The 23,703-nt window shown below is 54.5% G+C and carries 27 protein-coding genes and 1 pseudogene; 10 read left to right on the top strand and 18 right to left on the bottom strand.

What is annotated here, in order from left to right; genetic code table 11:
- Window positions 1-3: 3 nt before the first annotated feature.
- The 3 genes from QZJ86_RS10615 to QZJ86_RS10605 are packed head-to-tail and all read right to left on the bottom strand — an operon-like array spanning window position 4 to window position 1,510.
- Entirely contained in the window at window positions 4-636 is a 633-nt protein-coding gene (locus QZJ86_RS10615) for a LolA family protein (RefSeq protein ID WP_301938815.1), read from the bottom strand.
- The gene (locus QZJ86_RS10610; protein ID WP_301938814.1) at window positions 633-1,244 is read right to left on the bottom strand and encodes a COG4648 family protein; all 612 of its coding nucleotides are present in this window, start codon (window positions 1,242-1,244) and stop codon (window positions 633-635) included. Before QZJ86_RS10610 ends, QZJ86_RS10615 begins: the two co-directional genes overlap by 4 nt.
- Window positions 1,245-1,246: 2 nt before the next feature.
- Window positions 1,247-1,510 (bottom strand): phosphopantetheine-binding protein, encoded by a 264-nt coding sequence (locus tag QZJ86_RS10605; RefSeq protein WP_301938813.1) that lies wholly within the window; start codon window positions 1,508-1,510, stop codon window positions 1,247-1,249.
- On the opposite strand from QZJ86_RS10605, the gene QZJ86_RS10600 reads away from it, so the two are divergent.
- The 9 genes and pseudogenes from QZJ86_RS10600 to QZJ86_RS10560 all read left to right on the top strand — a co-directional run bounded on the left by QZJ86_RS10600 (window position 1,509) and on the right by QZJ86_RS10560 (window position 9,782).
- Window positions 1,509-2,159: a methyltransferase family protein gene (locus QZJ86_RS10600; RefSeq protein WP_301938812.1), complete on the top strand. Its 651-nt coding sequence runs from the start codon at window positions 1,509-1,511 to the stop codon at window positions 2,157-2,159. The two genes, QZJ86_RS10605 and QZJ86_RS10600, sit on opposite strands and share 2 nt — an antisense overlap.
- Before the next feature lie 70 nt (window positions 2,160-2,229).
- A complete protein-coding gene (locus QZJ86_RS10595; RefSeq protein WP_301938810.1) occupies window positions 2,230-2,469 on the top strand; it encodes an acyl carrier protein in 240 nt (79 codons plus the stop codon).
- The gene (locus tag QZJ86_RS10590; protein ID WP_301938808.1) at window positions 2,469-3,761 is read left to right on the top strand and encodes a hypothetical protein; all 1,293 of its coding nucleotides are present in this window, start codon (window positions 2,469-2,471) and stop codon (window positions 3,759-3,761) included. The genes QZJ86_RS10595 and QZJ86_RS10590 overlap by 1 nt, the downstream gene beginning before the upstream one ends.
- Window positions 3,762-3,889: 128 nt before the next feature.
- Entirely contained in the window at window positions 3,890-5,317 is a 1,428-nt protein-coding gene (locus QZJ86_RS10585; RefSeq protein WP_301938806.1) for an amino acid adenylation domain-containing protein, read from the top strand.
- 574 nt (window positions 5,318-5,891) lie between these two features.
- Window positions 5,892-6,421: pseudogene (locus tag QZJ86_RS10580) on the top strand (REP-associated tyrosine transposase).
- A gap of 106 nt (window positions 6,422-6,527) precedes the next feature.
- Window positions 6,528-7,643 carry an acyl-CoA dehydrogenase family protein gene (locus tag QZJ86_RS10575; protein ID WP_301938804.1) on the top strand — a complete coding sequence of 372 codons (1,116 nt, stop codon included), beginning with the start codon at window positions 6,528-6,530 and terminating at the stop codon, window positions 7,641-7,643.
- A 2-nt stretch (window positions 7,644-7,645) separates the two neighbouring features.
- On the top strand, window positions 7,646-8,515 hold the full coding sequence (locus tag QZJ86_RS10570; protein WP_301938803.1) for a polysaccharide deacetylase family protein: 870 nt from the start codon (window positions 7,646-7,648) through the stop codon (window positions 8,513-8,515).
- A gap of 3 nt (window positions 8,516-8,518) precedes the next feature.
- Window positions 8,519-8,896: a rhodanese-like domain-containing protein gene (locus QZJ86_RS10565; RefSeq protein ID WP_301938801.1), complete on the top strand. Its 378-nt coding sequence runs from the start codon at window positions 8,519-8,521 to the stop codon at window positions 8,894-8,896.
- 139 nt (window positions 8,897-9,035) lie between these two features.
- Window positions 9,036-9,782 carry a hypothetical protein gene (locus tag QZJ86_RS10560; protein ID WP_301938799.1) on the top strand — a complete coding sequence of 249 codons (747 nt, stop codon included), beginning with the start codon at window positions 9,036-9,038 and terminating at the stop codon, window positions 9,780-9,782.
- 67 nt (window positions 9,783-9,849) lie between these two features.
- On the opposite strand, the gene QZJ86_RS10555 is transcribed toward QZJ86_RS10560, so the two are convergent.
- The 13 genes from QZJ86_RS10555 to QZJ86_RS10495 all read right to left on the bottom strand — a co-directional run bounded on the left by QZJ86_RS10555 (window position 9,850) and on the right by QZJ86_RS10495 (window position 19,939).
- A complete protein-coding gene (locus QZJ86_RS10555) occupies window positions 9,850-10,413 on the bottom strand; it encodes a hypothetical protein (RefSeq protein ID WP_301938797.1) in 564 nt (187 codons plus the stop codon).
- Between the two features lie 166 nt (window positions 10,414-10,579).
- A complete protein-coding gene (locus QZJ86_RS10550; RefSeq protein ID WP_407081646.1) occupies window positions 10,580-10,996 on the bottom strand; it encodes an acyl-CoA thioesterase in 417 nt (138 codons plus the stop codon).
- Window positions 10,993-11,979, bottom strand: coding sequence for an LpxL/LpxP family acyltransferase (locus QZJ86_RS10545; RefSeq protein WP_301938795.1), 987 nt, complete (start codon window positions 11,977-11,979; stop codon window positions 10,993-10,995). Before QZJ86_RS10545 ends, QZJ86_RS10550 begins: the two co-directional genes overlap by 4 nt.
- Window positions 11,976-12,719 (bottom strand): glycosyltransferase family 2 protein, encoded by a 744-nt coding sequence (locus tag QZJ86_RS10540; protein ID WP_301938793.1) that lies wholly within the window; start codon window positions 12,717-12,719, stop codon window positions 11,976-11,978. The genes QZJ86_RS10545 and QZJ86_RS10540 overlap by 4 nt, the downstream gene beginning before the upstream one ends.
- Window positions 12,703-13,074: an ApeI family dehydratase gene (locus QZJ86_RS10535; protein WP_301938792.1), complete on the bottom strand. Its 372-nt coding sequence runs from the start codon at window positions 13,072-13,074 to the stop codon at window positions 12,703-12,705. Before QZJ86_RS10535 ends, QZJ86_RS10540 begins: the two co-directional genes overlap by 17 nt.
- Window positions 13,075-13,082: 8 nt before the next feature.
- Complete coding sequence (locus QZJ86_RS10530) at window positions 13,083-13,733, bottom strand: COG4648 family protein (protein WP_301938789.1); 651 nt, start codon at window positions 13,731-13,733, stop codon at window positions 13,083-13,085.
- A 6-nt stretch (window positions 13,734-13,739) separates the two neighbouring features.
- The gene (locus QZJ86_RS10525) at window positions 13,740-13,988 is read right to left on the bottom strand and encodes an acyl carrier protein (protein ID WP_301938787.1); all 249 of its coding nucleotides are present in this window, start codon (window positions 13,986-13,988) and stop codon (window positions 13,740-13,742) included.
- Window positions 13,989-14,308: 320 nt separating this feature from the next.
- Entirely contained in the window at window positions 14,309-15,085 is a 777-nt protein-coding gene (locus QZJ86_RS10520; protein ID WP_301938785.1) for a beta-ketoacyl synthase chain length factor, read from the bottom strand.
- A gap of 1 nt (window position 15,086) precedes the next feature.
- Window positions 15,087-16,322 (bottom strand): beta-ketoacyl-ACP synthase, encoded by a 1,236-nt coding sequence (locus QZJ86_RS10515; RefSeq protein ID WP_320415848.1) that lies wholly within the window; start codon window positions 16,320-16,322, stop codon window positions 15,087-15,089.
- Window positions 16,316-17,044 (bottom strand): 3-oxoacyl-ACP reductase FabG, encoded by a 729-nt coding sequence (gene fabG / locus QZJ86_RS10510; RefSeq protein ID WP_301938783.1) that lies wholly within the window; start codon window positions 17,042-17,044, stop codon window positions 16,316-16,318. Before fabG ends, QZJ86_RS10515 begins: the two co-directional genes overlap by 7 nt.
- A complete protein-coding gene (locus tag QZJ86_RS10505; protein ID WP_301938781.1) occupies window positions 17,041-17,466 on the bottom strand; it encodes an ApeP family dehydratase in 426 nt (141 codons plus the stop codon). Before QZJ86_RS10505 ends, fabG begins: the two co-directional genes overlap by 4 nt.
- 37 nt (window positions 17,467-17,503) lie before the next feature.
- Window positions 17,504-18,673 carry a beta-ketoacyl-ACP synthase gene (locus tag QZJ86_RS10500; protein ID WP_301938779.1) on the bottom strand — a complete coding sequence of 390 codons (1,170 nt, stop codon included), beginning with the start codon at window positions 18,671-18,673 and terminating at the stop codon, window positions 17,504-17,506.
- Window positions 18,674-18,700: 27 nt separating this feature from the next.
- Window positions 18,701-19,939 carry an NAD(P)/FAD-dependent oxidoreductase gene (locus QZJ86_RS10495; protein WP_320415847.1) on the bottom strand — a complete coding sequence of 413 codons (1,239 nt, stop codon included), beginning with the start codon at window positions 19,937-19,939 and terminating at the stop codon, window positions 18,701-18,703.
- A gap of 343 nt (window positions 19,940-20,282) precedes the next feature.
- On the opposite strand from QZJ86_RS10495, the gene QZJ86_RS10490 reads away from it, so the two are divergent.
- Window positions 20,283-21,563 (top strand): AMP-binding protein, encoded by a 1,281-nt coding sequence (locus QZJ86_RS10490; protein ID WP_301938776.1) that lies wholly within the window; start codon window positions 20,283-20,285, stop codon window positions 21,561-21,563.
- A gap of 119 nt (window positions 21,564-21,682) precedes the next feature.
- Here QZJ86_RS10490 and QZJ86_RS10485 read toward each other — a convergent pair whose 3' ends face one another.
- Entirely contained in the window at window positions 21,683-22,423 is a 741-nt protein-coding gene (locus QZJ86_RS10485; protein ID WP_301938775.1) for a PEP-CTERM sorting domain-containing protein, read from the bottom strand.
- Between the two features lie 130 nt (window positions 22,424-22,553).
- The gene (locus tag QZJ86_RS10480) at window positions 22,554-23,366 is read right to left on the bottom strand and encodes a GlcG/HbpS family heme-binding protein (RefSeq protein WP_301938773.1); all 813 of its coding nucleotides are present in this window, start codon (window positions 23,364-23,366) and stop codon (window positions 22,554-22,556) included.
- Window positions 23,367-23,703: the final 337 nt, after the last annotated feature.

Here is a 23,703-nt window from a genome sequence, read left to right as displayed (position 1 = left end):
GCCTTATTCTCCGATCGCTTCCAGCAGCAAATGCTGGAAGGAATATTCCTGTTGCTGGGCTGCAGAGGCTTTCTGCATCCGGTACTCGGTAGATTCACCGTCCGCTTGACGGATCAGGATGCGCCGCTGTTTGTCCTCTTCGTCACCGGAGATTTCGATAGCCGGAATCTCATCGTTGCTGAGTTCCGGTTTAGGCGTCATCCGCAAGGTCCATCGCTTGCCTTGCTTTTCGGCGACAAGGTCATAGCTTGTTTGCAATTCTTCGGTGCGGCCCTGCAGGATGGAACGGAATACCGTGATCTGCTCGCCCGCGGGACCAGCCGAGCCTAAAGCCGCGCTGTGGCGTTGGTTTTGTTGCGGATCCCAGTAGTACATGCGCTGTTCGGCGATAGCCATGATCACCCGCGCGGGTTGCAGTTGCAATTTGACTATGCTGCCGTCCGGACCGGATAGCATGTAACCTTGACCATGCCATGGCGACGAGGCCAGCTCCAGTATGCGGGTTTCCTCGTAGCGAAAAAATGACTGGTCAGTTTGGCGGATGCGGGCCAACAATTCGGTCAGCACGGCTTCATCGGCCAATCCAGCAACGGGCAATAAGGCCAGGAGCAAAAACAGGCTGCGTTTAAAACTCATCCCTTGAATACCTTATGACCGTTCATAGCGATGCATTTGAAAGTCTCCAACGCCGGCGGAATCTCCAGATCGGGAAAACGCCGATGCCGGTAAAACCATTCGCCGGTTCCCAGTAAAGCCATCAGCCCATAAATCAGCACCCCGGTATAGAGTGCCCAAGCGGTTTGCCCGGCGATAACCGGCAGCAAGGCGCAGATCACCATGTTGACGGCGAAAAACAAGGTCCAGACCCAGGTCAGCTCCCGACAGTATTCGGCAATGCCAGGTACTAAGTCCGGAAATTGCAAGCGCACCAGGCGTTCGCAAAAAGAGGGCGGCGACCATAAGGTATGCCCGAACAAGACCGTCAGCCACAAATAGGCAAACGAGGGGACCAGCCAGATGAAATAGGCATTGGCAAAATATGCCCCCGCCAACAACACGGCCGCCAATAAGAAACTGCCCAGTCGCGCGACCAACATCGTCGCCGTAATGCCGCGCCATAGCGTTAGCGCCGCAAATACCAACAGTTCAAAGCTGGCAAAGCCCAGGCCGGCTAGATAAGCACTGAGGAATGGATAGGCGACAAGAATACAGGCAATGACGATCGGCTTGATGACATAACCCATATTTAACGGGTGCGATTGGCGGCGACGAATTCTGCGAGGGAACGGAGAGAGAGAAAAATCTGATTATTGCGTTCGTCGCCGGACGTGATCTTGATACCGTATTGGCGATCGAGCATCACGCCTATTTCCAGCGCGTCGATAGAATCCAATCCCAGTCCGCCGCCGAACAAAGCGGCATCCGCAGAAAGATCATCCGGTACGATGTCTTCCAGGAGCAAGCCCTCGATAAGCATGGTTTTCAATTGGCTAATCAAGTCATCTGACATGGCGGTTTATGTTCCATTAACAAACGCCGAATTCTACACAAATTCCCGGAGAGGTTCAAAATCACTTGGATTGAGTCGCCGGGAATGCCAAAATTGCCGCAAACCCAAACCAGCCAACATTCCAATTCCGACAGACAGATACGTGCGTCCTTTCCTGGCCTTCAAGATCCTGCTATTCACCCTACTCGTGCCCGGCACGGTGCTAATTTACATTCCGCACTGGCTACTTTCCGATCCAGTCGGTAACTTGCAGCCGGCCAACCTGACCTGGGCGCTGCCCGCGGGCTTCTGTATCATCCTCGGCTCGGCCTTTTATCTGCGTTGCGCCTGGGATTTTGCCATTGAGGGACTAGGCACCCCTGCTCCGATCGATCCGCCGCAGAAACTGGTCGTCACCGGGCTGTATCGCCGGACCCGCAACCCGATGTTTCAAGGCGTTTTGATACTGTTGTTGGCCGAGTGTTTGCTGTTTGCCGATCCGGCCCTGTTAGTTTATGCCGGCTCGATTGCACTGCTTTTCCATACCGCCGTGGTATTTCACGAAGAACCCGGCCTTGCCAGCCGTTTTGGCGTGTTCTATAGCGACTACTGCCGTCAGGTTCCGCGCTGGGGTTTTGCGTTACAGGCTTTTTCTTCGGACGCTGGCTGACGCCGGAAACCGATCGTTTGCTGGCGATCTGAGTATAATTTTCACCTCACTCACAAACCATTTCGATGCCATGAAGGAAAAACTCAAGAATTTCATCTTTGCCGAACTTATTTATCATGAAGATTCGGCCTCTTTCGGCGATGACGATAACCTGTTGGACGCGGGGCTGGACAGCATGGGCATCATGCGGCTGATCATGTTCGCCGAGAAAGAGTTTGGCGTGGCACTGCCGGACACCGAAATCGAACCGGATAACGTCGGCAGCCTGAACTCACTAGACAGATGGATACGCCGCAGCGGCCAAGCCTGATGACAAACCTTGCCGACAAGCTCTTCAACCCTGCCGACTATTTTACCTTCGTACTCGATCAGGAAATCCGCGACGCCGGCATGCCGGGCGGCTATTGCGGATTTGCGTTGCAATTGGCCGCCGCACCCGATTTGCAAGCCCTGCAACAACGTTTAGATCTGCTGGTGGAACGCTTTCCGCAAGCCTCCGCCATCATCGAAACTCGCGGCAAACGTTATGCCTGGGTAGCGACTGGCCGGACTATCCCGCTGGAGCAGCATCAATGCCAGCCCGGTGCGGATGAGACGGATGAAACCCAACGCCTACTGTTGGATATTTTCAATCGCCCCGAATCCCGGCCGCTGACGGTGCACTGGATAGCCGGGGCAGACGGCGGCACTTTGCTGCTGATCTGGCTGCATCCCTTGCTGGATGCGCGTGGCGGCAAGATATTGCTGGATTTCCTGTCGTCCGAGCGGCCGGAAAGCTTCAAGGAATCGCCATCGTTGATCGAAGCCAAATTAGCGCAATGGGGATTCTGGAAAAAACTCCAGTTGTTCTTCAAGGCCAAACGCCACAACACCGCAGCCAATAGTCTGGATAGTTGCCTGCCAACCCAGGTTGAACAAGGCCCGCAAGTGCTGCGTCTAAAAGTGCAGCGTTTCGATACGGATCAGTCGCAGCGCATCGCCAAACTGGCGCAACAATACACCGGTCTGACCGGGCGCACGCTGTATTACCTGGGCTGCTTCATGCGAGCGATGGAGCTGGTAGGGCCGCCGGCTGCTAAAGACGGTTATTGCATTCCTTACGCCTTCAACCTGCGTCGCCAGAACGCGCCGACGCCGGTGTTTGGTAATCATATCGGCTGCCTGTTTGCCCGCGCCACCCGCGATCAGGTTCGAGACAGAAAAGGCTTGTTTGCGCATCTTTTGAGTCAGCATAAACAAGTAGTAAGGGATGAACTGGATCTGGCCTACCTGCCGCTGATGTGGCTTGGTCAATGGCTGTCTCCGGCCCGCTACGCCAAAATTTTGCGCAAACAACACAGCGGCGGCGAATTGAGTTCGCTGTGGTTTTCCGACATCGGCGACTTGTCGTGGGGCAAAAAAGGCTTTCTCGGCGTTCCGGTGACCAATCTGTCCCTGATGTGCTGGATGACCTTACCGCCGGGATTAGCGCTATTGGCTAGCCAGCTCGACGGCAAGCTGGTCTTATCCTATAGCTACTTATCGCCGGCGGTTGACGAAGCTTGGCTGGATGCGGTGATAGCGGGGATGAACGCGGAGTTGTTGGAAACCGGGGAGAGCTGAGTGACGTATCGTTCCCGCGCTCCAGCGTGGGAATGCAACCGGAACCGCTCCAGCGGTTCGGGACGCTGGAGCTCTCACGCCGGAGCGTGGGAGCTATAAGTAATAATTTTTAGAATATCCCTTAACTCATGTTGCTAGCCCCCGTTCTACGCCAATGCCGACACCAACCCGACGCCCTGGCCCTGCAAGAGCAAGACCGGCAAATCAGTTATCGGCACTTGCTGCAACAGGCGCAAACCATCGCCGCCGCGTTGCAAGCCAAGGGCATCCCACCCGGCCAGCCGGTAGCGATTCATCTGGATCGCGGCATAGACGCGGCCATCGCGCTGTTCGGCGTGCTGCTGGCCGGGGCGTGCTACGTGCCGCTCGACCTGAAAAATCCGGCGCCGAGACTGAGCTTTATCGTCAGTGACGCTCAGGTTGGCGCGGTAGTGGGAGCGGGTTCTGCGCCGGCTTGGCTGGATGAAAATTTGTGGCTGGACATCGCCAGCTGTAACGAAGGCGTTCCGGAGCCAGTTGAAATTCCCGCCGAATCGCTGGCCGCGATTTTGTACACCTCCGGCTCCACCGGTCAGCCGCGCGGCGTGGCGCTCAGCCATAGAGCGGTATCGGCATTCGCCTCATGGGCCGCCGACTTACTGACTTTAACGCCTGCCGACCGCATCGCCAGCAGCGCACCATTCTTCTTCGACCTTTCTACCTTCGATCTATACGCCGTGTTGGGCGCCGGCGCCAGCCTGTATTTCCTTCCGGCCGGATTGACTATGGCCCCCGCCCGCTTGAGCACCTGGCTGAGCGAGCAAGCCATCAGCGGCTGGTACACCGTACCCTCGCTATTGGCCTTCCTGACCTATAAAGGCAACCTGGCGCAAACCCCGCTCGCCGCGTTGCGCTTTCTCATCTTCGCCGGCGAAGTATTTCCCACCCCTGCCCTGATTGATCTGGCCGTCAGTTTGCCGCAGACCGCCTTGTACAATTTCTTCGGCCCCACCGAAACCAATGTCTGCTGTTATTGGCCGGTGGCGCGCGACCGCTTGGTCGCGGCGCAAACTATCCCCATCGGCCAGCCAGCCGCTGGCTGCGAACTGCATATCGACACCGAAACCGGCGAGTTATGGGTACGTGGACCGACACTGGCTAGCGGCTACTGGCGCGATGGCCGCGTGCAGTCTTTTATGAACGCTGACGGCTGGTATGTCAGCGGCGACCGCGCCAGCCAGGAACAAGGCGAATATCGCTTTCACGGCCGCCTGGGACGCATGCTGAAATGCTCCGGCTACCGCGTCGAGCCAGCTGAAATTGAGGCTGTCGTCAACGCCATCCACGGTATCAACGGCTGCGCGGTGATCGGCATAGATGATCCTACTGCCGGCCAACGCCCGGCGTTGGCAGTGGTTTTGGAATCGGAATTGACTATCGCGGAGATTCGCAATGTACTGAGCCGACAATTACCGGCTTATATGCAGCCGAGTCGTTATCTGGTTTTGGAAGAGTTACCGCGATTGGCGAATGGGAAGATGGATTACTGCAAAGTGCGGAGCTTACTGGTAGCTTAAAGTTCAGGCGGAAAACCATCAGACTGCGTTTATTGCTAGGCATACTGCAATCGGCGATGATATACGGACACTTCATAGTCATTTTAACCAATTAGAGGAATCTCATGCACAGAGTTGCGCTATTTATGCTGGCTATCATGGTTTCCAACACGTCGCACGCTGGATGCTGGAAGGTTGGAGATTTCAGCGGCGTCTCTGCAAAAGCGGATGAGGGCTACGCAATTAGCAAAGACGGAATGTCTGGACAAAGCTTTATGGTTCAGATATCAGGCTCATCAACGGCCGTCATTCCTAGTGACTTGTCTTGCAAAGAAGCATCATCTACCTCAGTCGTGTGTGTCCACTCTGAACCAAATAGGAGCGTTGTCGAGACTTGGTCGGTTGATATAGCAAAAAAGGTAGCGTTTTACACAAAAGCAATCAGCGGCTACACAATATTTGACGGGCCCAATCTTTTCGTTGGAAAAATAATCGGGCCATGCAATTAATCATACTTTACGTCTAACATGATTCCCACGCTCCGCGTGGGAATGCAGCCCCGGACGCTCCAGCGTCCTGAACAAACAACTAGCCAATGGGCCGAAGCCGTTACACCATCACTGAATCTCGGCAAGCGCATTTCATGACCTGCCGGTCGTGGAATGGCTGCCGGTGTTTACCCGGCCGGATACCGTGCAAATCCTGCTCGACTGCTGGCAATATCAACAGCAACAGGTCGGTTTGAAGCTTTACGGTTACGTGATTTTGGAAAACCACCTGCATTTCATCGCGCAAAGTACCGCGCTGGATAAATGTGTTGCCAGTTTCAAAGCGTTTACCGCTCGGCGGGTCATCGATCATTTGCAGGCAAAACAAGCCGAACATTTATTGCAGAGATTGCGGTTTGCCAAATGCGCTCACAAGCATGACCGGGAGTTTCAGTTCTGGCAGGAGGGTGTGCATGCGGAGCTGATTCTCAGCGAAGCGATGATGCAGGAGAAGTTGGATTATATTCATGCCAATCCGGTCAAGCGAGGTTATGTGAATTTGCCAGAGCATTGGCGCTACTCCAGTGCATCGAACTATGCGGGACAGGGTGGCTTGATCGAGATTGACGTATGGTAGTCGTGACGCTGGAGCGTCCGGGGCGGCATTCCCACGCTGGAGCGTGGGAACGATACAATAACGGCCTCGATAAAAATCAATCTCTTCGCCTGTGTAAAAACTCAATATGAATAAACCTCCCGACTTTTCCGATTTAACTCCGTATGCCGGCCCACCGGACGAAGCCAAAATCCAAGCCCGCTTGCGCACCGTCGCCGAGCAAGGTGTGTTCCGCCATGCCCTCCCCGAGCACATCGGCGGCTTCGGCGACGATTTCGCCGCGTTGGTCAAAACCCATCGCCGCCTCGGTGCAGCCTGCCGCGATCCTGGTCTGATGCTGGCGATCAATGCACATCTATGGGGCTCGGTTTTCCCTATTTTGTTGTACGGCAGCGAGGCGCAGAAGGAGACATTTCTGCCGCCATTGCTAAACGGACAATGGCTAGGCGGCCATGCGATTACCGAGCCGTCCTGCGGTTCCGACGTGCAAGCGATGACAACTCACGCGCAACATAACGACGGCGGTTATATATTGAACGGCGAAAAACGCTATATCAGCAATGTGCCGTTGGCCGACTGGCTGGTAATTTACGCCAAGCTGGACGGCAAGATTTCCGCGTTCCTGGTTTCCCGAGAAGATCACGGCTGTCATTTCAGCAATGAAGGTGCATTGGATGCTTGCCGGGGCAGTGCCACCGGCAGCGTGATATTGAAAGATTGTCGGCTCGAAGCCGGCCGCTTGCTGGGAAAAGTCGGCGCCGGCACGCAGATGATCCAAAAGGCGTTGGAATACGAACGCGCCTTCGTGTTTGCCGGCATCGCCGGGATCATGGACTGGCAGTTGGCGGAAGTTGTTCGTTACAGTCGGGAACGGCGCGCCGGCGGCGTGCATCTGGGCCGCCATCAAGCCATCAGTCATAGAATCGCCGACATGAAATTAAGGCTGGATACCATCGATTTATGGTTAGGCGAATGCGCACGGCTTTGCGCCGCCGGCCAACGACTGACTATGGCCTCCGCGCAAACCAAACTCTATGCCGCCGAGGCATTTTTGCAATCCAGCCTGGATGCGGTGCAGATCATGGGCGCGGCTGGCCTGGAATCCGGGAGTCTCATGGCTGAATTGGTACAAGACGCACTGGCCGGCCGGCTGTTTTCCGGCAGTTCGGAAGTGCAGAAAAACCTGATTGCCGCCCTGCTCGGTACCGGCGACGCCTACAAGCTTAACCCTCAATCCTATTAATCATGACTCTTTCCGCTTACCGAAACTGGCAACCTACGCCGTTGATGAAGACTTCGTTCGTGCTGACGCTAGCCGCGCCGCTAGCGATCGCGATCCATCCTGCCATCTGGCCCTGGGCCTTGGCCGTCGTGGTTGCCGACCACCTGCTGTTAACCTTTGCCGGACTCTGGCCGCGCTGTTCCTGGGCGGGATCAAACTGGACTTCGCTGCCGCCAGCTTCCGCCGAGCGGGGCGAAATCGCCATCACCATCGACGACGGCCCCGATCCCGAAATTACCCCCGCCGTGCTCGATGTACTGGATCGTTACGGCGCCAAGGCTACGTTTTTTTGCATCGCCGAGAATGCTCAATCCTACCCAGACTTGTGTCGAGACATCGTCAAGCGTGGCCATGGGGTGGAAAATCACAGCATGCAACACAAATACCACTTGCCGTTTCTGCTGCTAGACGGATGGCTGGCCGAACTTAATACGGCCCAGGATGCTCTGACTAAGGTTACCGGCATCCGCCCCCGTTTTTTTCGGCCGCCTGTAGGCTTGCGCAACCCTTGGCTAGACCCGGTGCTCAACCGGCTGGATCTACAATTGGCTAGTTGGAGCCGGCGCGGCTTTGATACTGTGCAGCGCGATCCGCAAGTGGTGTTGGCAAGACTATTGAAAGGTCTAAAGGCCGGAGACATATTGTTGCTGCATGATAGAAATGCGGCCCGAACGGCTGAGGATGTTCCGGTCATACTGGAAGTGCTACCCGCCTTGCTGGATGCCATAGCCGCCGCGAAGTTGCACACGGTAACGCTAGGCGAAAGCTTGGATCGTTCCCGGCACATGCAGGAACCCCTTTTTAACAGAACGCATCAGACTGCGGAGACTTAAGCCATGAAAAAATACTATTCCATTTCAGCTTTGATGTTCTTTCTATGCGCTTGTACGTATCAAGCGCCAGACTATTTGCAAGTTATCGCCGCGCCCGAATTAAACCAACTGCTGCAAAACCAGGATATTTTTCTGGTTGACGTACATATCCCCGAGCAGCGGCATATCAAAGGCACCGATGCTTTTATTCCCTACAACGACATCAAAAAATACCAAGACAAACTGCCCAAGGATAAAAACACCCCGATTTATCTGTATTGCGAAGGCGGTCCGATGGGCAATGCTGCGGCCAGAACACTACATGAATTAGGTTACAGTAATTTAATGAATCTCGAAGGCGGCACCAAGGCCTGGAAAAAAGCAGGGTTTGATTTTGAATAATTAGCAGCTTATGTCTTTTATCCGCTAGACTGAGAATGGCAGTAGCAGGCAAAAGCACGAAACACTTTATCTTTTATAGTATCCCTACCAGCGACTGCAATATCCAGTTGCCCGGTGGTCAGTATATGGGGAGTATTTAATGCAACTAATGCAATATGTTTCCGATGTAATCACCAAGAACCAGTATCCCAATAGTTTTCCGGCCTATCTGGATATTCCACGCTCTTTTGTTCAGTATTGTTATGACTTCTTCACGACCGGTGAATCGCGCGGCATGGAGTTAGGCGTCACCTTAAGTATGAATGGAAAAGGGGAATTGGCCATTTCTGATAAGGTGATTGAAGGCAATGCGACCGGCATTAACCTGCCCTATGTAGAGGACAATCTTTTTTTTGGCGATTTGCATTGCCATCCGGCAAACAGTATCGGGCATATAAGTGGTTATGCCGCACATTCACCGGAAGATGTGGTCAGTATGCGTTCGCAAACGAGCAAACCCGTGTTTTTACGTTTTGTTTGCTCCGGCGGAAAAATTTATTTGATGGTGTATCGCAATGGCCATTCTGCGATAGTGGAAAAAAATGTGTTCGGTATTCGTGACGCATACGCACAACAGGCGCACGATTATTTTAATCGGCGTTGCCCCATCACCGAAGAAGAAAAGGAAGAGGCTTTCAGTAAAATGTCGAATTCGGCACAACTCAATGCCTATACCGTCTACATGCGATCAAAAACACCTGGATTTGGCAACGAAATGGAACGTCTATCCATAGCAGGAGGCAAGGAAATCGCTCGGGCCTGTAATCTTGGCTTTTTTGCAGGCGATCAAGGTTATGGTGTGTCTGTTTGGTTTTACGATTACTTACGCATTTATTTACAGCAGTAAAAATCCATCAAATTTATTATCCCGTTATTCTTAAGGCACTATTTCTTCCGCAACCGGGATTGCGGCATCAGTCGACGATGCTGTCGACCTTGCCGTTTTTGAATTTCACGACAAAGCGATTGAACAGGTTGGACCAGTATGTCCAATCGTCGCCATCCAGCGAGGGCGTCACATGTTGGGGTGGATAGCCTATGGCTGCCAGCACGGCTTTCTTGCTCATGTCTTTCTTGACCTGCCCCGCCAAAATGCTTTCGCGCTCGGCGGCAGTAAACCGGTTAAGGTCGACCTTGCTGGTGCCGGCGATTTTACTGAAGGCGATCGGCATCTCGTCTTTGGTGAATTTCTGCACGTTTTCGATGGTTATCAGCTGGCCGCTTGCCTCCACCCTGAGCACCGCCTGGTCCGAATCCAGAGAGAGCAGCGCAACCGCTGTATTGATAGGAATCAATTGACCCTTGCGGTAATTGGTGGTGCGGAACCTGTTCTGCTCTTGGAACAGACTGAACTGCGTGAAGTAAACCTGTGCCTGCGGGACCACTGCGGCCGCTTCGCCGGATTTAAGGTCTTTTTTACAACCGACCGCCAAAACAGCCAGGCAAAGCAAAATCAAAATTAAGTTTTTTCTGAACATAGTCAAAGTCCCTCGAGCAAATGGTTAAGAAAATGCTGGCGCCAACCTAGACATAGCGCCGCGAACGATAGATCAGATAGTACAAGCCAGCGGAACCGGTGGCGAGTCAAATATGAAAGACTAGCCCAGCCTTACCCAGCGCAAAACGGAAAACATCAATGCCCGGCTATGGGGCATCGGTTTTGATGCCGAGTTTTTCCAGAAATACCGCCGGCGAGGCGTAGCACATTTCGCCGCTGACGGCATCGACCGCCGCCTGTATGGTATGCCCCTTGGCCAGCACTTCCCCGGTGTTGGTGTCGGCGATCGAGTATTTGATCTTCATCCGATATTCCCATTCCACCAGTTCCGCCGACACCCGAATACTCTGCTCAAACTTGGCCGGGCGGACAAACTTCAGATGCAAATCGACGATGGGCCAAACGTATCCCGTGTCCTTCATGGCCATATAACCGTAGCCGATTTTGTCCAGCATCGCGCAACGGGCAAGCTCGATATATTTACAATAGTGCCCATGCCAGGCGATGTTCAATAGATCGATGTCATGAAAAGGCACTGTCAACTCGACGTCGGCGCGGATCATAGTCGCTTGTCCTCCGCTGCTACCTGGCCGGCATCGTCATCGCTTGACCGGCTCCAATACGGGTAAAAGTTAAACCATTGCAACGGCACCAAGCGGCAATAGGCTTCCAAGCGTTCCGCATAACGTCGCGCCAGCGATTCCAGCATCTCTCTGCGTTGCGGTTCGGAACGCGGGATGCGGATAGCTTCGGCAAACAGTTCCAGTTTAATCTGAAATCGTCCGTCTACGGGGAAGCAAAACAGGGTATATACCGGACAACGCAGCAGCGAGGCCAACAAATAAGGGCCTTGCGGAAAACTGGCGTCTTCGCCGAGGAAGCTGGCCGGCACCGTACGGCCGCCGACTTGTACCGGTATTCGATCACCCACCATCACCAAAAACTCGCCGCGTTCGATCTTTTCTTGCAGGGAAATAGCGATCGCCGGACTGAGTTCGGTGACTTGGATCAGTTGGATAGTAGCGCTGCCTTTACTGCCGCCGAGTAAGCGATTGAATTTCTCGGCATGTTTGGTATGCACCAGGATGTTGAGGTGAATCTGCCGGCGCTGGTTAGCAACCGCCTGACAAATTTCAAAGTTACCAATATGCCCGGATAGCAGCATTCCCCCCCGCTTTTGATCGATCATGTCGAGCAGCAACTGTCGGTTGGGAAAATCTACCTCACTTTGATCTATGCTGCCGGTCCAAACCACGATCTTGTCCAACAAGGTCTCGCCGAAGCTCAGAAAATGCTGATAACTCTGCCAGAGCCCGCCGTCCATGCCCAATTCCGGGTAAAACCGGCCCAGACGGCGCAAATAATCCATTGAAGCCTGACGGGCAACAGGTCCGAAAAGGAAGTAATAGCTGACGACCGGCCGTAAGAACAGGCGAAACACCCAGCGGCCGAACAGCCGATAAATCCATACCAATATCCGTATGCCCCAGAGCAGACTGTTTTCCTCGAGAGCCGCCCAATGGCCGGCAGCGTTAGCGGGCTTCATCGAAAATGCCTCGCCAACAGTTTTGGCAAACGTAGCAACATGCCGAAAAACAAGCGGGCATGGGTCTGACTGAGGAGCAAATTGTCCTCCCAGGCACGGAAATGGGATAAGCCATCTAGCGGATAGCGAACCTGAGTTGGAATAGAGATGACCGTTACCCCTTGCCAGTAAAGCCTAACCAAAATCTCCGTATCGAAGCCCATCCGATTTTCCATGGCTATGCTTTGGATCAACTTCGCGCAGGATGCCACGGGATAGACACGGTAGCCGCACATGGAGTCGGGAATCGCGCAGGACAAGGTGTTGATATGCACCCAGGCATGCGTCAGATAACGAGCGTAAAAGCGCAGTTTGGGAATCGATGCATCGAATAATGCTCGACCGATAACGACCGCGTCCGGCTGTTGCCGGGTGGCGGCTAGGAATTTAGCCAGATCGTCCAGATCATGCTGACCGTCGGCATCGATTTGCAGCGCATGAGAATAAGCTTGAGCCTGCGCAGCCAGAATGCCGGCCTTGACCGCCGCACCCTTCCCCTGGTTCAGCTCCAGCCGGATACTTTGTACCCAGGAATAGCGATCCGCCAGACTGCGAATAATCGCTGCGCAGCTCGCATCGCTACCGTCATCCACCAGCAGACAAGGCAGCCGATAAGCGGACAAACGCTCGACAATCCCCGTTAGCGGATTTTCATGGTTGTAGACAGGAATCAGTATGCAGGGATTAAACAAGGTGGTCATGAAAATAGATTCTACCCGAGCTGTATTCGCAGACTGCCGAACGGTAACAAAACTCCAATTTGCAAGCCTGCTCCAGATAATGCAAGCTCAATTCCAACTGCTGTCCGGGCAATAAAAGCTCTTTAAATTTCACGACTTCCATATGACTGAAGCCAAGATTTAACCCGAGGTATTGCCGAGCGTAATGCACCGCCCATTGAATTTGCGCGACGCCGGGGACAACCGGAATTTCCTCGAAATGGCCTTTGAAATAAGCCAGCTCCTCGGGGATTCGCAACGTCAGGAGCACCTGATCGGCATGGGAGTTTTCTCCCACTATTTTCGGAAACAAAACGGTTTGCTTATCTACCAACATTACACTATTCAAAAACTTGCCTTAACTTTGCGGCGGATGACCATTTCCCCGGCCATCAACAAGCCCATCAATATATAGGAGATGCAGCCGTTGTAAAGGCTCCACAGCCAGCGATCGCCATACCAGATGGTTAGCAACGAGAGCCCGGCATTCGCCAGGAAAAAACCTATCCACACCTGTGTCACCTTGCGGGTGTATATCACCCCTTTGGGCGGCAGATTAGGATCTTCGAGTCTCGCCAGCCGTTCCACCACGGTCGGCGGATAAGCCAGACTGAAGGCAAACACGCTAAAAAACAACAGGCTGACGAACACCGGATAGGCCAGCAACCAGCTGGTTTCGTTGACCAGCGCGGCCGCCAGCAGAAAAAAGGCGCAGATCAGCATCAGCAGCGGTTCCGCCTCGCCGGCGGGCTTGCCGAGACTTCGGCGCAGCAGGAAGCGCAACAAGAAAAGCCCGGCCAATAGCAAAGACATGGTACGCGGCTGAAGGTAATCCTGCGAAAACCAAATCAGAAAGGGATAAGCGGCCGCCAGGCCCCAGACGACGACGCTGAGGAACATGCCTTGACGTTCGGCGGCTGGCTCGGGACCGGCGTCGTTCCAAGCCTCGCCCAAGGACGCCAAGGCCATCCACTTGCTGAGAGTATCCTTAAGCATGGACGCTTAGCTAGCGCTGATTCGGTATACGGTATCGACAACGTCCTGGATGGTGCGGGCATTTTTGAAGTCTTCCGGATTGATGCGTTTGCCGGTAATCTCCCGTAGCCTGACCATTAAATCCACGGCGTCGATACTGTCTATATCCAAATCCTGCCGCAAGTTGGCATCCAGAACGATGTCCTCGGGCGCCAACTCGAACATTTCCGACATAATCTGTCTTAATGTGGCGAATATTTCTTCTTGGGTTTTCATACGGGTTCAGTTTCCTGTTGCGATACACGATCAATCGGGCCAGATTTTTCAGCAAGGCAAAATGCCCGGCAAGCCCGCTTACATCGGTATCAATGTCAATATTGTATTTTTTCTTCAAGGCCCCTCCAAGTTCCAATACGTCTATGGAGTGAAGGCCGGTCCTTTACCGGGTCGCAACAGAACAACTCTTTACGTCCCTGAAGCGGAATTATCCCCGCATCATCCCCAATTTGCCGGTTTGAAGTAAACCGGTTGGGCGCTTAAACCGCTGGCATTTTTTGAGGAGGATTTTTACTTGTACGCCACCGTCGCCGTGAGGCTCAAACATCGTCCAGACTCCAGCGCCAAAACGAGCGTTCGAGACGACAACCCGAACTCCGCACGCCATCCAGAATGGCCTGCACAAAACTTGCCGCCTGCCTGTCCTGATATTCCGGACTGCAGGCTGGCTCGCGCACCAGCCGCAACTGACGCCCCGGCCCTCCGGATTTAGTCAGAACCATCGCCAAAGCCCAAGTAATGTCGGGCGTGGATAGGTAGGCTTGGTACACTTCTGGCAAAGCTTGCTCATAGCAAACCACCAAAACCCGGGGGACTTCCAACAGCATGCCCCCCGCTTCGAGGAATGCTGCAAACATGCCCTCCGAACCACCCGCCAAGCACACATAGGGCAAGAAACTCTCGGTGTGGATGCTGGACAGACCGGCGATGGCATTGTGTACGCACAGGCTGAAGCGAGTAGGCGACACAGGCTCACCCTCAGCCATGCCTGCCAGCATCTCGAAGTAATACTGGCTTTCGCCATGGCTTGAGAAAAACACCGTAGGCATATCGCCGCCTGCAAGCCGACCGCGCCAAACCACTGCGCAGACCGCCCTGGCCAGGGGCGACAGCCGGCGCCTTTGCATCACCGGCAAAAAACTCACGTCGGCACTGCCATCGTTATACGGCAAAACGTCCCCGCCTGGCCAACCGCCAGTTACGGAAGTTTGTTGCGATTGCCATAGACACCAGTAATCGAGCGTGAAATTCAACCGGGTTTCCATCCCGCTCGGCGCCGAAGCCTGCGGGTGGGAATACGCCATGTTATCGGACACTTCAGTCTTCCCAGCGACGTAAAACCAAAGAAGTGTTGATACCGCCAAAAGCAAAATTATTGCTCATCACGTAGTTGACGTTAATACTACGGCCATCGCCGGTGATGTAATCGAGCTCCGCACAACGCTGATCAGGATGATCAAGGTTAAGATTGGGATGAAACCAGCCATCCTGCATCATCCTGATGGCAACCATGGCTTCCAAGGCGCCGCAGGCCCCCAAAGTATGGCCGGTGTAGCTTTTCAGGCTACTGATTGGGGTATTGGCTCCGAACACCGCGCCGGTGGCATGACTTTCGGCGATATCGCCTTGTTCGGTCGCGGTGCCGTGGGCGCTGATATAAGCGATTTGGCCCGGTTCAAGACGCGCATCCTGCAAAGCCAGACGCATGACCACCTGCATGGTTTCCGCGTTGGGCTGGGTGGCATGGGCGCCGTCGGCATTGGTAGCGAAGCCCGCCACCTCGGCATAGATCCGTGCGCCTCGCGCTAAAGCACGTTCCAGTTCCTCCAGTACCAGCGTACAGCCGCCCTCGCCGATCACCAGTCCATCCCGGTCGATGTCGAAAGGTCTGGGGGTGAGTTCCGGTTCGGCGTTACGGGTACTGGTAGCGTATAAGGCATCGAACAGCGCCGCTTCGGTGGGGCAAAGCTCCTCCGCACCGCCCGCCAGCATCACATCCTGCAAACCGAATTTGATGGCTTCATAAGCGTAACCGATGCCCATGCTGCCGGAGGTACAGGCGCTGACGCTTGGAATGACCCGACCCCGTACCTGGAAAAACAGCGCCACATTGGCCGCGGTGGTGTGGCCCATCATCTTCAAGTAGGTGGTGGCGTTGAGATTGCCGATGTCATGATTAATCAGCATTCTGCCAAAATCGGCGATCGCCGGAGTTGATCCTACTGATGAGCCATAGGCCACGCCGGTGCGCCCGCCACTGATGACCGGATCGCTCAACAAACCGGCATCAATCAATGCCAATTCCGTGGCGCGGGTCGCCAACAGCGAGACTCGCCCCATGCTGCGGGTGTTTTTGCGGGTGTAATGCGCGGGCAGGTTGAAATTTTCCACCGGTCCGCCCAGGCGGGTCAACAGACCGTTATAGATCTCCCACTCCGGCAAATAACGAATGCCGGAACGGCGGGCTACGAGTCGGGCGCGTATCTCGTCCCAATCGTTGCCGATCGGCGAAAAACCGGCCATGCCGGTCACCACCACGCGGCGGCTCAACACAAACCTCCATTCACCGAAATCACCTGCCGGGTAATGTAAGCCGCGTCGTCGGACATCAGGAAAGCCACCAAGGCGGCCACTTCTTCCGGAGTTCCCAACCGTTTTGCCGGAATCGCCGAGACCATCTCTTCCAAAGGCAACCCTTCCAGCATATCGGTCTCGATCAGGCCTGGCGCCACGCAATTGACGGTGATTTTACGTTTCGCCAATTCCACCGCCAACGCCTTGGTGGCGCCTATGATGCCGGCCTTGGCGGCGCTATAGTTGACTTGGCCGCGATTGCCGACAAGCCCTGAAACCGACGACAATGTCACGATGCGTCCGGGCTTGCGGCGCTGAATCATGGGCATTACCAAGGGATAAAGCACGTTGTAGAAACCGTCCAGATTGCTGCGCAACACCTGATCCCAATCTTCTCCGCTCAACGCCGGAAAGGCGTTGTCCCTGGAAAGCCCGGCATTGCACACCACGCCATAATAAGCGCCGTGAGCCTGGATGTCCTGTTCGAGCACTTGCTTGGCGGCATTACGGTCGGCCAGGTCGAAGCTCAATACCCTAGACTGCCTGTCCATTTGCAGAATTTCGTCCCGTACTTGCAAAGCCTCGTCCAGACGACTGCGACAATGCACGACAATATCGTACCCCTGGCGGGCCAGACGCAAAGCGATGGCTTTACCGATGCCACGACTGGATCCGGTCACCAGGATGGTTTTTTGACTCATATTCCCTTTCCTGCGAGAAATTTTTCCGAATCCTGCGGCAACAGGACGTTGAGGTTGGCGGTGGCGCTGATGTTGTCGCCCTGAATGGTGCAATCGAAAACCGACATATCGTTGGCCGCTTCGATGATCTTTTCCGCTCGCACATTCAGCCGAGTGCCGCAAGGGAAGCTAGCGACGGAGCATTGATAGTGACGGGTACCCAATAAAAATCCCAAGCCTATCTCTTCCCCCCGTATCTTCCGGTTGTAGCCGGAAAACGCGGCAATGGCCTGAGCCATATATTCCATGCCTACCCAAGCCGGAACCGTGTGATCCGCTTGCGAAAACAAGCCATCGTCGCGCACACTCAGTTCGGCGACGATATGGCTTTCCCCTACTTCCAGCACTCTGTCCAGCAGCACCATATCTTGAGACTGGGGCACTAGCGCTGCGACGGCGTACGGGAAATCCGCAGGGCTGTCAGAGTTGCCCGATGAGCAGGGATACATTATTGCCTCCAAAAGAGAAAGAATTGCTAAGGCAGTATTGTAGTCGCTTAGGCTGCCGGCTTTCCAGCGTGAGAAACCCCAGCTTCGGTATTTCCGGATCGCTTACCCCATCCCATAGATGCGGCGGCAAACGTTTTTCCGGATTCAAATCGGACAGCAGCAGCCAGCACAAACCGGCTTCGATGGCGCCGGCCGCGCCTAGACAATGGCCGGTCGCAGGCTTGTTCGAACCGCACGCGGTCTCGCTGCCAAACAAACGCTCAACCGCTCGGCCTTCCATCGCGTCGTTTTGCCGGGTTGCGGTACCGTGGAGATTGATGTAATCCAGCTGTTCAGGCGTCAGCGCGGCATCTTGCAGGGCCGCTTGCATGGCCGAATAGGCGCAGCTGCCGTCGGGACGGGGCGCTGAAATATGATAGGCGTCCGAACTGGTTCCAACCCCCAGCAGCGCAGCGACTGCCGGCTCTCGGCTGACCAGGAACAAAGCCGCTCCTTCGCCGAGGATGGTCCCGTCACGGTTTTTGCTAAAGGCATTACAAGCGGTGCGGCTAACCGCCCCCAAGGCCGTAAAGCCTTCCAAAGTGGTTCGACATAAGGCATCGCTGCCGCCAACCACCACCGCATCGCAGATCCCCAAGCGTAACAAGCGGCGGGCCGAAGCCAAGGCGTTGGCACTGGACGAACAACTGGTCGAGACGGTAAAGGCAGGCCCCTGAATATCCAGATAGGTCGCCAAACATTCCGCAGCGCCTCCCAATTCCTGCTGTTTATAGTGATAATTGGCCGGCATCCGCCCCGTGGTCTGCAACACCTGCACCGCTGATTCGCCCTCGGCGATCCCGGATGTACTGGTGCCGAGCACTAGGCCGATCCGGTCCCGACCGTAACGCATGATCATCCGGCCGACACCGGACTCGATCTGCGCCAGCGCCGTCAGCAGCATGCGGTTGTTTCGACAATCGTAGTGAGTCAGGCTTTGCGGCAGCGCGTGCAGCTGCGTTTGCACGCCTATCGCGGGAATGTCCGAGCCTAGCCAAGGTATGGCGGCGGGTTTACCGTAGTGACCGGAAAGCCAGGCGTGCAATACTTCGGCCTTGCTATCGCCCAACGCGCAGACTATGCCTAAGTCATTCAAATACAAGGATTGTCCTCATTCTGAAAACCGCGATCACAAAGTCGGGTATACGTCGGCGATAGCCTCGATTTTATTGGCGGGGCGCTGTGTCATCGGATTTTCTTCGTCCCAGGCGTAGCCGGCTAGAATTGAACAGATCATGGCTTTGACGCTGGCCAACTGATGTTCTTCGAAGATGATTTTTTGGAAGCGGCCATCGTACCAAGCCTCCACGTAAGCCCGAAATACCTCTATGCCCTTGCGCAAAGCCTGCTCGTATTCGACAGACCAGTTCACCGACTGGCCGCGTAATTGTCGGTCAACCAAGGGAACCGCCAAGGCGGCGGATTTCATCGCGATAGTAACGCCCGATGAAAACACCGGATCGAGGAATTCGCCGGCATTGCCAAGCAATGCAAAACCCTGGCCATAGAGTTGCTTGACGTTGGCTGAATAGCCGCCAATGGTATTGGCCGGCGTATCGAAACGGCTGTCCTGCAACAGCTCAGCGAGCCGAGGTTCTTCCATGACAATTTCCCTCAGCACTGCCAGTGGCTCGCCGCTGCGACCGTCCAGGAAACCGGCTGGCGTCACCACGCCCAGCGAACTTCTGCCGTTGCTGAACGGAATCAACCAATACCAAATCTCGTGAAATTTGGGATGAATAGCGATCAGAATCTTATTGCGGTCGTAATCCGCCACGCTAATCCGGTCTTCGATGTGGGTGAACAGCGCTCGACGCGGTGATAACGAAGAAGGCGTTTCCAAATTCAATAGCCGAGGCAGCACCCGGCCAAAACCACTGGCATCCAACACCATCGCCGCGCGCCATTCTTTCTGTACGCCATTGGCATCGACGCTGGTCAGGCGGGCTTGTCCTGGATTACTAAAATCGGCTGCCAGGATAGTCTGCTGGTAATGGATGGGCACACCGGCGGCTTCGGCGCTGTCGGCTAAAACCTTGTCGAAACGGGCACGCGGCACTTGAAAGGTAGTGCCCCAGCCGGCGCTAAATTTCTGGGTAAAATCGAACTCGGTCAGTTTGCCGGCCCTGGAAAACGCCGCGCCATTTTTGAATTGGAAGCCTTCCGCAGTTACCGCCGGCAACATATCGGCGTCTTCCATAAATGCCATGCATTGGGGCAGCAGGCTTTCGCCTATCGAAAAGCGCGGGAACTGTTCCTTTTCCAAAATCACCACTTGATGGCCGAGTTGTTTCAGCATCTTGGCGGCCACGCTGCCGGAGGGGCCGGCCCCAATAATCAATACATCCGCATCCATTTGTTTTTTCACCTTCTTATCCGGTTAAAATATCGCCCAACACTAAAACTCATAGCCCGTGGCCGTCGGTGAGTTAACCCCTTTGAGGGCGAAGCAAAAGCTCCCGCTCCTCGCGGAGGCTGTCGTAAAAGCCAAAACGTAGGTTGGGTTTACCCTAGGGGCATAAAAGCGTAGCGTAACCCAACAAAATCAAAATGTTGGGCTTCATTGCATTCAGCCCAAGCTACCTTTACGACACTCGCCAAGACGGAAAAGGAATACGCTAACTTACTTTATCGACATAAAAACCAGCGACCCACCTAATCAAACTTACTCAATGCAGGAAACCCAGAAATCCCCCGCTCCACAGATACCAATGGATTCGAGCTACGCAGCCCCTTTTGCACTCCACAACGGCCGGGTGGTGAGCCGAGGCAATTTATGGTCCGATGTCCTGGCCCTGGCCGCTCAGTTACCGGATCGGCCCTACCTGTTTAATTTATGCGAAAACCGCTACCTGTTTTGCGTCTGCCTTCTAGCGGCGGCTACGCGCGGGCAAATCTGCCTGTTGCCGCCGGCCGGTCAGATGGCGGTAATCCTGGAAATTCTCCGCGATTATCCCGGCGCGTATACCGCCAGAGAACACCCCCTGGAGCAAGCGGACTTGGAATGGTTCGAAGTAACTGCGCCAGGTTCTACAAGTATGACGTTGCAACCCCGCTTCGACTGGCAGCGCACCGCCGTGATCGCCTTCACTTCCGGCAGCACCGGCAAACCCAAGCCCTGCCCGCATAGCCTAAATACCTTTAAAACATCCGCCGAGATGGCGGTAAGCAGTCTGGGATTGGCTGAGCAGCAATTATTGATGCTTTCCACCACCCCGCCGCAACACATGTACGGCCTGGAAACCTCGGTATTTTGGCCGTTGTTTTCCAAGCTGGTGCTGCACGACGGCCGCCCGTTCTACGCCGAAGACATTCGTCAAACGATTAAAAACGCGCCGTGGCCCACGATACTGGCTTCCACGCCCACACATCTGCGTTCCTTGATCAAGGCCGACACCCCTTGGGACAATCTGGCCGGAATCATTTCCGCCACCGATACCTTATCCGAAAAGTTGGCCGGCGAAACCGCGGCAATTTTAGGGCAATCGCCCCGTGAAATCTATGGCAGCACTGAAACGCTGTCGTTTGCCAGCCGCGAGACCTTGCGGGAAAACCTGTGGCGACCTTACTTGGGCTGCCGCTTGATTCAAGATAAAAGCGGACCGACCAGCCTGGAATCCAAGCATTTGCCGAATGCGGTACAACTGCAAGATAGCGTGCAAATCGAAGCCGACGGCCGCTTCGCGGTATTGGGCCGCGATCAAGATATGGTGAAAATCGGCGGCAAGCGCGCCTCCCTGACCGAACTGAACCGCCGCTTGAAAGACATAGACGGCGTGGAAGACGGCTTTTGCTTCATCCAGGAAAATGGTCGATTGGCCGTTGTCGTTGTCAGCCAACTAAACAACCAAGATATTCGGTTAGGCTTACAGCCCTATGTGGACGAGGTGTTTCTGCCACGGAAAATCCATTTCGTTACAGCCGTTCCCCGCGATCAGACAGGCAAACTGGCAAAAATCGAGTTGGAAAATCTGGTGGCTGGCTTGGTTTAATGAATTTGGGCTACTTATCTTTCAAGGCAATTGGCTACTTCCTGTCAGATGTAGGGTGGGCAAATTTGCCCACCAAGTTTAATCGGCAAATCTCGCGTGGGCACAAAACCGTGCCCACCCTACCCGACTTGGCGCCGGAACGATATTCGAACGAACCCGAGCAACCCTGCTGATAATAATAAGGCGAGTGTGCTGGGCTCAGGCACCGTATTTGCATTTCCGGTAGCGCTGGCCACTATCGAAAAAAGCCGCGTTTGACCTGAATCCAAAGTGGCAAGGTCTGGGTAGTCAAAGTCGATGGGCACTGTCGTGACCAGGCTATCTGAACCAATAGTATCATTTACAAGCAAGTCTATCAGCGTCGCCACAAATTGACCGTCAGCATATAAAGCCAGAGAAAAGGCTGCGCTTGCCGATTCATTGACGGGATCGTCCAGAAGCAAAGTCCAGGCCCAGTCAATGTCAACATTGATAAACAACGGAGCTGGAGAAGTTCCCAGGTTTGTGATATTCAACCCACCTCCCACGGATCCCGTGGAAAAGGATGTGCTTCCTGCCCCCTCTGCCGTTCCGTTTGCAGTAGCGTTCACGCGAATAGTGTTGGCTGCGATCGGGGTGAATTCTGTGAAATCTGCAGTTGCTACAGCAGTTCCCCCGCCAGGAGGATTCACAATAGTGCTTATCGAAGCCGGTTGGGTGAGAATCTGGGTGTAACCGATGTCTCCTCCCGCAGTACTGACGGTGAGATCACCAGTGATGGAAACGTTATAAACGGCGGTGGCGTAAGCGGGAAGTGTTGTTGCTAAAAACAGCAACCCCGCGAATTGCAACACGCGGAGTGATAGTCTGAGATTCATCATGTACTCCTACGGCAGGATGAAAGCGATCTGGTGGCGGCCCCGGACAGAATCGGCTATTCCATTGTTCAGGGCTCTTGGATAAACAGCTATGTCTGTGCTGACCTCAAGCCAGCACAGGTAATCTTCCCTATCAGGGTTGTACCGGAGGAAGGGCGCTCGGATTAGTAGCAGGATTATCCGTAGCGATGGATTTGGCGGCCGCCGAACATTGCGGGTGCCCCCAGCCCCCAGCGCTATTGCCAGCCCCGTTGACTGTAGTCGAGAGCGGCTGAAGCGGGATGTCGTAGACAATATTGTCCGGCCGTATGGCGTCTCCACTGACGCCGCCCACGAAAGCGCCAAAGTGATCAAGATTAAGATCATTACGAACGCGCCAAGCGATGTTGTGGTCGGCGCAGGCAGAATCGCCACTGACCCCAAGGCCACCGATAATTTTTTGGTTGCTATCGTAAAGCCCAAGCCCCCCGCCAAACACATTCACACCACCGATCTTGCGACCGCGCATCGGGTCGGAGGCAGTGCCGAAAAGCGCCGGGCTACCCGCGTAGGCGACGGTCGTATCCACCGGATTGCTGAGTTGCAGGCCAAATAGACTGCCGCCTGGAAGCACCGCCGAGTAAAGATTCGCTGTCGAGAGTGCCAGCCCGTTGAGGCTAAACGCATTGGCAGTGTTGGCCTTCTGGGCGGAAATCACCCGGCTGCCAGGCCATTGTGAGCCTCGATCGGCGCCAGAGAAGGTAACCGCGCAGACGATGCCATCACGATCCACCACGGTCGCCCACATTTGTAAGTTGAAGCCGCCGTTCGGTTGCGCCACGGCCGCTTGCAACGCGGCTTTCAGTTCAGCGTGGGCAGGTAGCCCTTCGCAAACTGCCATGGCGGTTGATGAGCAGATGAGCAATGATAGGGTGGCGGATGTTTTGGCAAAGGTTTTCTTATACATATTGTCTTGACTCCCATTATGTGTTTTTACAAATAAAGACGAACAAAACTAATCATACTGGGCTCAACCGTTATAAAGTTAACCTACCTAGTAATAATTAATTATGTGTACCATCACATTTATATAATAAAGGATTTGCAGAGGCAATAATTTTCTGAAAGCCTTTTTTCTAAGTGGGCAGCATACATTTTGATCATTACTAAACGGAACAATGAACCGGATCACTTCTTTTGGCGATTGATATAGTTTCTCTTCCATGCAATTGACTGTCGGCTGATTGCTTGATTTTTGGCGTTCAGAAATATGGTTTGAATGATTACTGGTAGCCGAACCTGCC

The sequence above is a fragment of the Methylomonas montana genome (assembly GCF_030490285.1).
GTDB lineage: Bacteria > Pseudomonadota > Gammaproteobacteria > Methylococcales > Methylomonadaceae > Methylomonas > Methylomonas montana.
The sequence above is the reverse complement of the archived record's forward strand: the minus strand, read 5'-3'. Positions and strand labels throughout refer to the sequence as shown.

What these genes read in the sequence shown, in the direction of transcription:
- QZJ86_RS10570 (WP_301938803.1), top strand. Translation starts at nt 7,646, where the DNA reads ATGACTCTTTCCGCTTACCGAAACTGGCAACCTACGCCGTTGATGAAG.
- QZJ86_RS10540 (WP_301938793.1), bottom strand. Translation starts at nt 12,719, where the DNA reads ATGACCACCTTGTTTAATCCCTGCATACTGATTCCTGTCTACAACCAT.
- QZJ86_RS10535 (WP_301938792.1), bottom strand. Translation starts at nt 13,074, where the DNA reads ATGTTGGTAGATAAGCAAACCGTTTTGTTTCCGAAAATAGTGGGAGAA.
- QZJ86_RS10600 (WP_301938812.1), top strand. Translation starts at nt 1,509, where the DNA reads ATGGCGGTTTATGTTCCATTAACAAACGCCGAATTCTACACAAATTCC.
- QZJ86_RS10610 (WP_301938814.1), bottom strand. Translation starts at nt 1,244, where the DNA reads ATGGGTTATGTCATCAAGCCGATCGTCATTGCCTGTATTCTTGTCGCC.
- QZJ86_RS10565 (WP_301938801.1), top strand. Translation starts at nt 8,519, where the DNA reads ATGAAAAAATACTATTCCATTTCAGCTTTGATGTTCTTTCTATGCGCT.
- QZJ86_RS10530 (WP_301938789.1), bottom strand. Translation starts at nt 13,733, where the DNA reads ATGCTTAAGGATACTCTCAGCAAGTGGATGGCCTTGGCGTCCTTGGGC.
- QZJ86_RS10575 (WP_301938804.1), top strand. Translation starts at nt 6,528, where the DNA reads ATGAATAAACCTCCCGACTTTTCCGATTTAACTCCGTATGCCGGCCCA.
- QZJ86_RS10590 (WP_301938808.1), top strand. Translation starts at nt 2,469, where the DNA reads ATGACAAACCTTGCCGACAAGCTCTTCAACCCTGCCGACTATTTTACC.
- QZJ86_RS10560 (WP_301938799.1), top strand. Translation starts at nt 9,036, where the DNA reads ATGCAACTAATGCAATATGTTTCCGATGTAATCACCAAGAACCAGTAT.
- QZJ86_RS10585 (WP_301938806.1), top strand. Translation starts at nt 3,890, where the DNA reads ATGTTGCTAGCCCCCGTTCTACGCCAATGCCGACACCAACCCGACGCC.
- fabG (WP_301938783.1), bottom strand. Translation starts at nt 17,044, where the DNA reads ATGAGTCAAAAAACCATCCTGGTGACCGGATCCAGTCGTGGCATCGGT.
- QZJ86_RS10545 (WP_301938795.1), bottom strand. Translation starts at nt 11,979, where the DNA reads ATGAAGCCCGCTAACGCTGCCGGCCATTGGGCGGCTCTCGAGGAAAAC.
- QZJ86_RS10605 (WP_301938813.1), bottom strand. Translation starts at nt 1,510, where the DNA reads ATGTCAGATGACTTGATTAGCCAATTGAAAACCATGCTTATCGAGGGC.
- QZJ86_RS10485 (WP_301938775.1), bottom strand. Translation starts at nt 22,423, where the DNA reads ATGATGAATCTCAGACTATCACTCCGCGTGTTGCAATTCGCGGGGTTG.
- QZJ86_RS10550 (WP_407081646.1), bottom strand. Translation starts at nt 10,996, where the DNA reads ATGATCCGCGCCGACGTCGAGTTGACAGTGCCTTTTCATGACATCGAT.
- QZJ86_RS10555 (WP_301938797.1), bottom strand. Translation starts at nt 10,413, where the DNA reads ATGTTCAGAAAAAACTTAATTTTGATTTTGCTTTGCCTGGCTGTTTTG.
- QZJ86_RS10480 (WP_301938773.1), bottom strand. Translation starts at nt 23,366, where the DNA reads ATGTATAAGAAAACCTTTGCCAAAACATCCGCCACCCTATCATTGCTC.
- QZJ86_RS10525 (WP_301938787.1), bottom strand. Translation starts at nt 13,988, where the DNA reads ATGAAAACCCAAGAAGAAATATTCGCCACATTAAGACAGATTATGTCG.
- QZJ86_RS10595 (WP_301938810.1), top strand. Translation starts at nt 2,230, where the DNA reads ATGAAGGAAAAACTCAAGAATTTCATCTTTGCCGAACTTATTTATCAT.
- QZJ86_RS10615 (WP_301938815.1), bottom strand. Translation starts at nt 636, where the DNA reads ATGAGTTTTAAACGCAGCCTGTTTTTGCTCCTGGCCTTATTGCCCGTT.
- QZJ86_RS10490 (WP_301938776.1), top strand. Translation starts at nt 20,283, where the DNA reads ATGGATTCGAGCTACGCAGCCCCTTTTGCACTCCACAACGGCCGGGTG.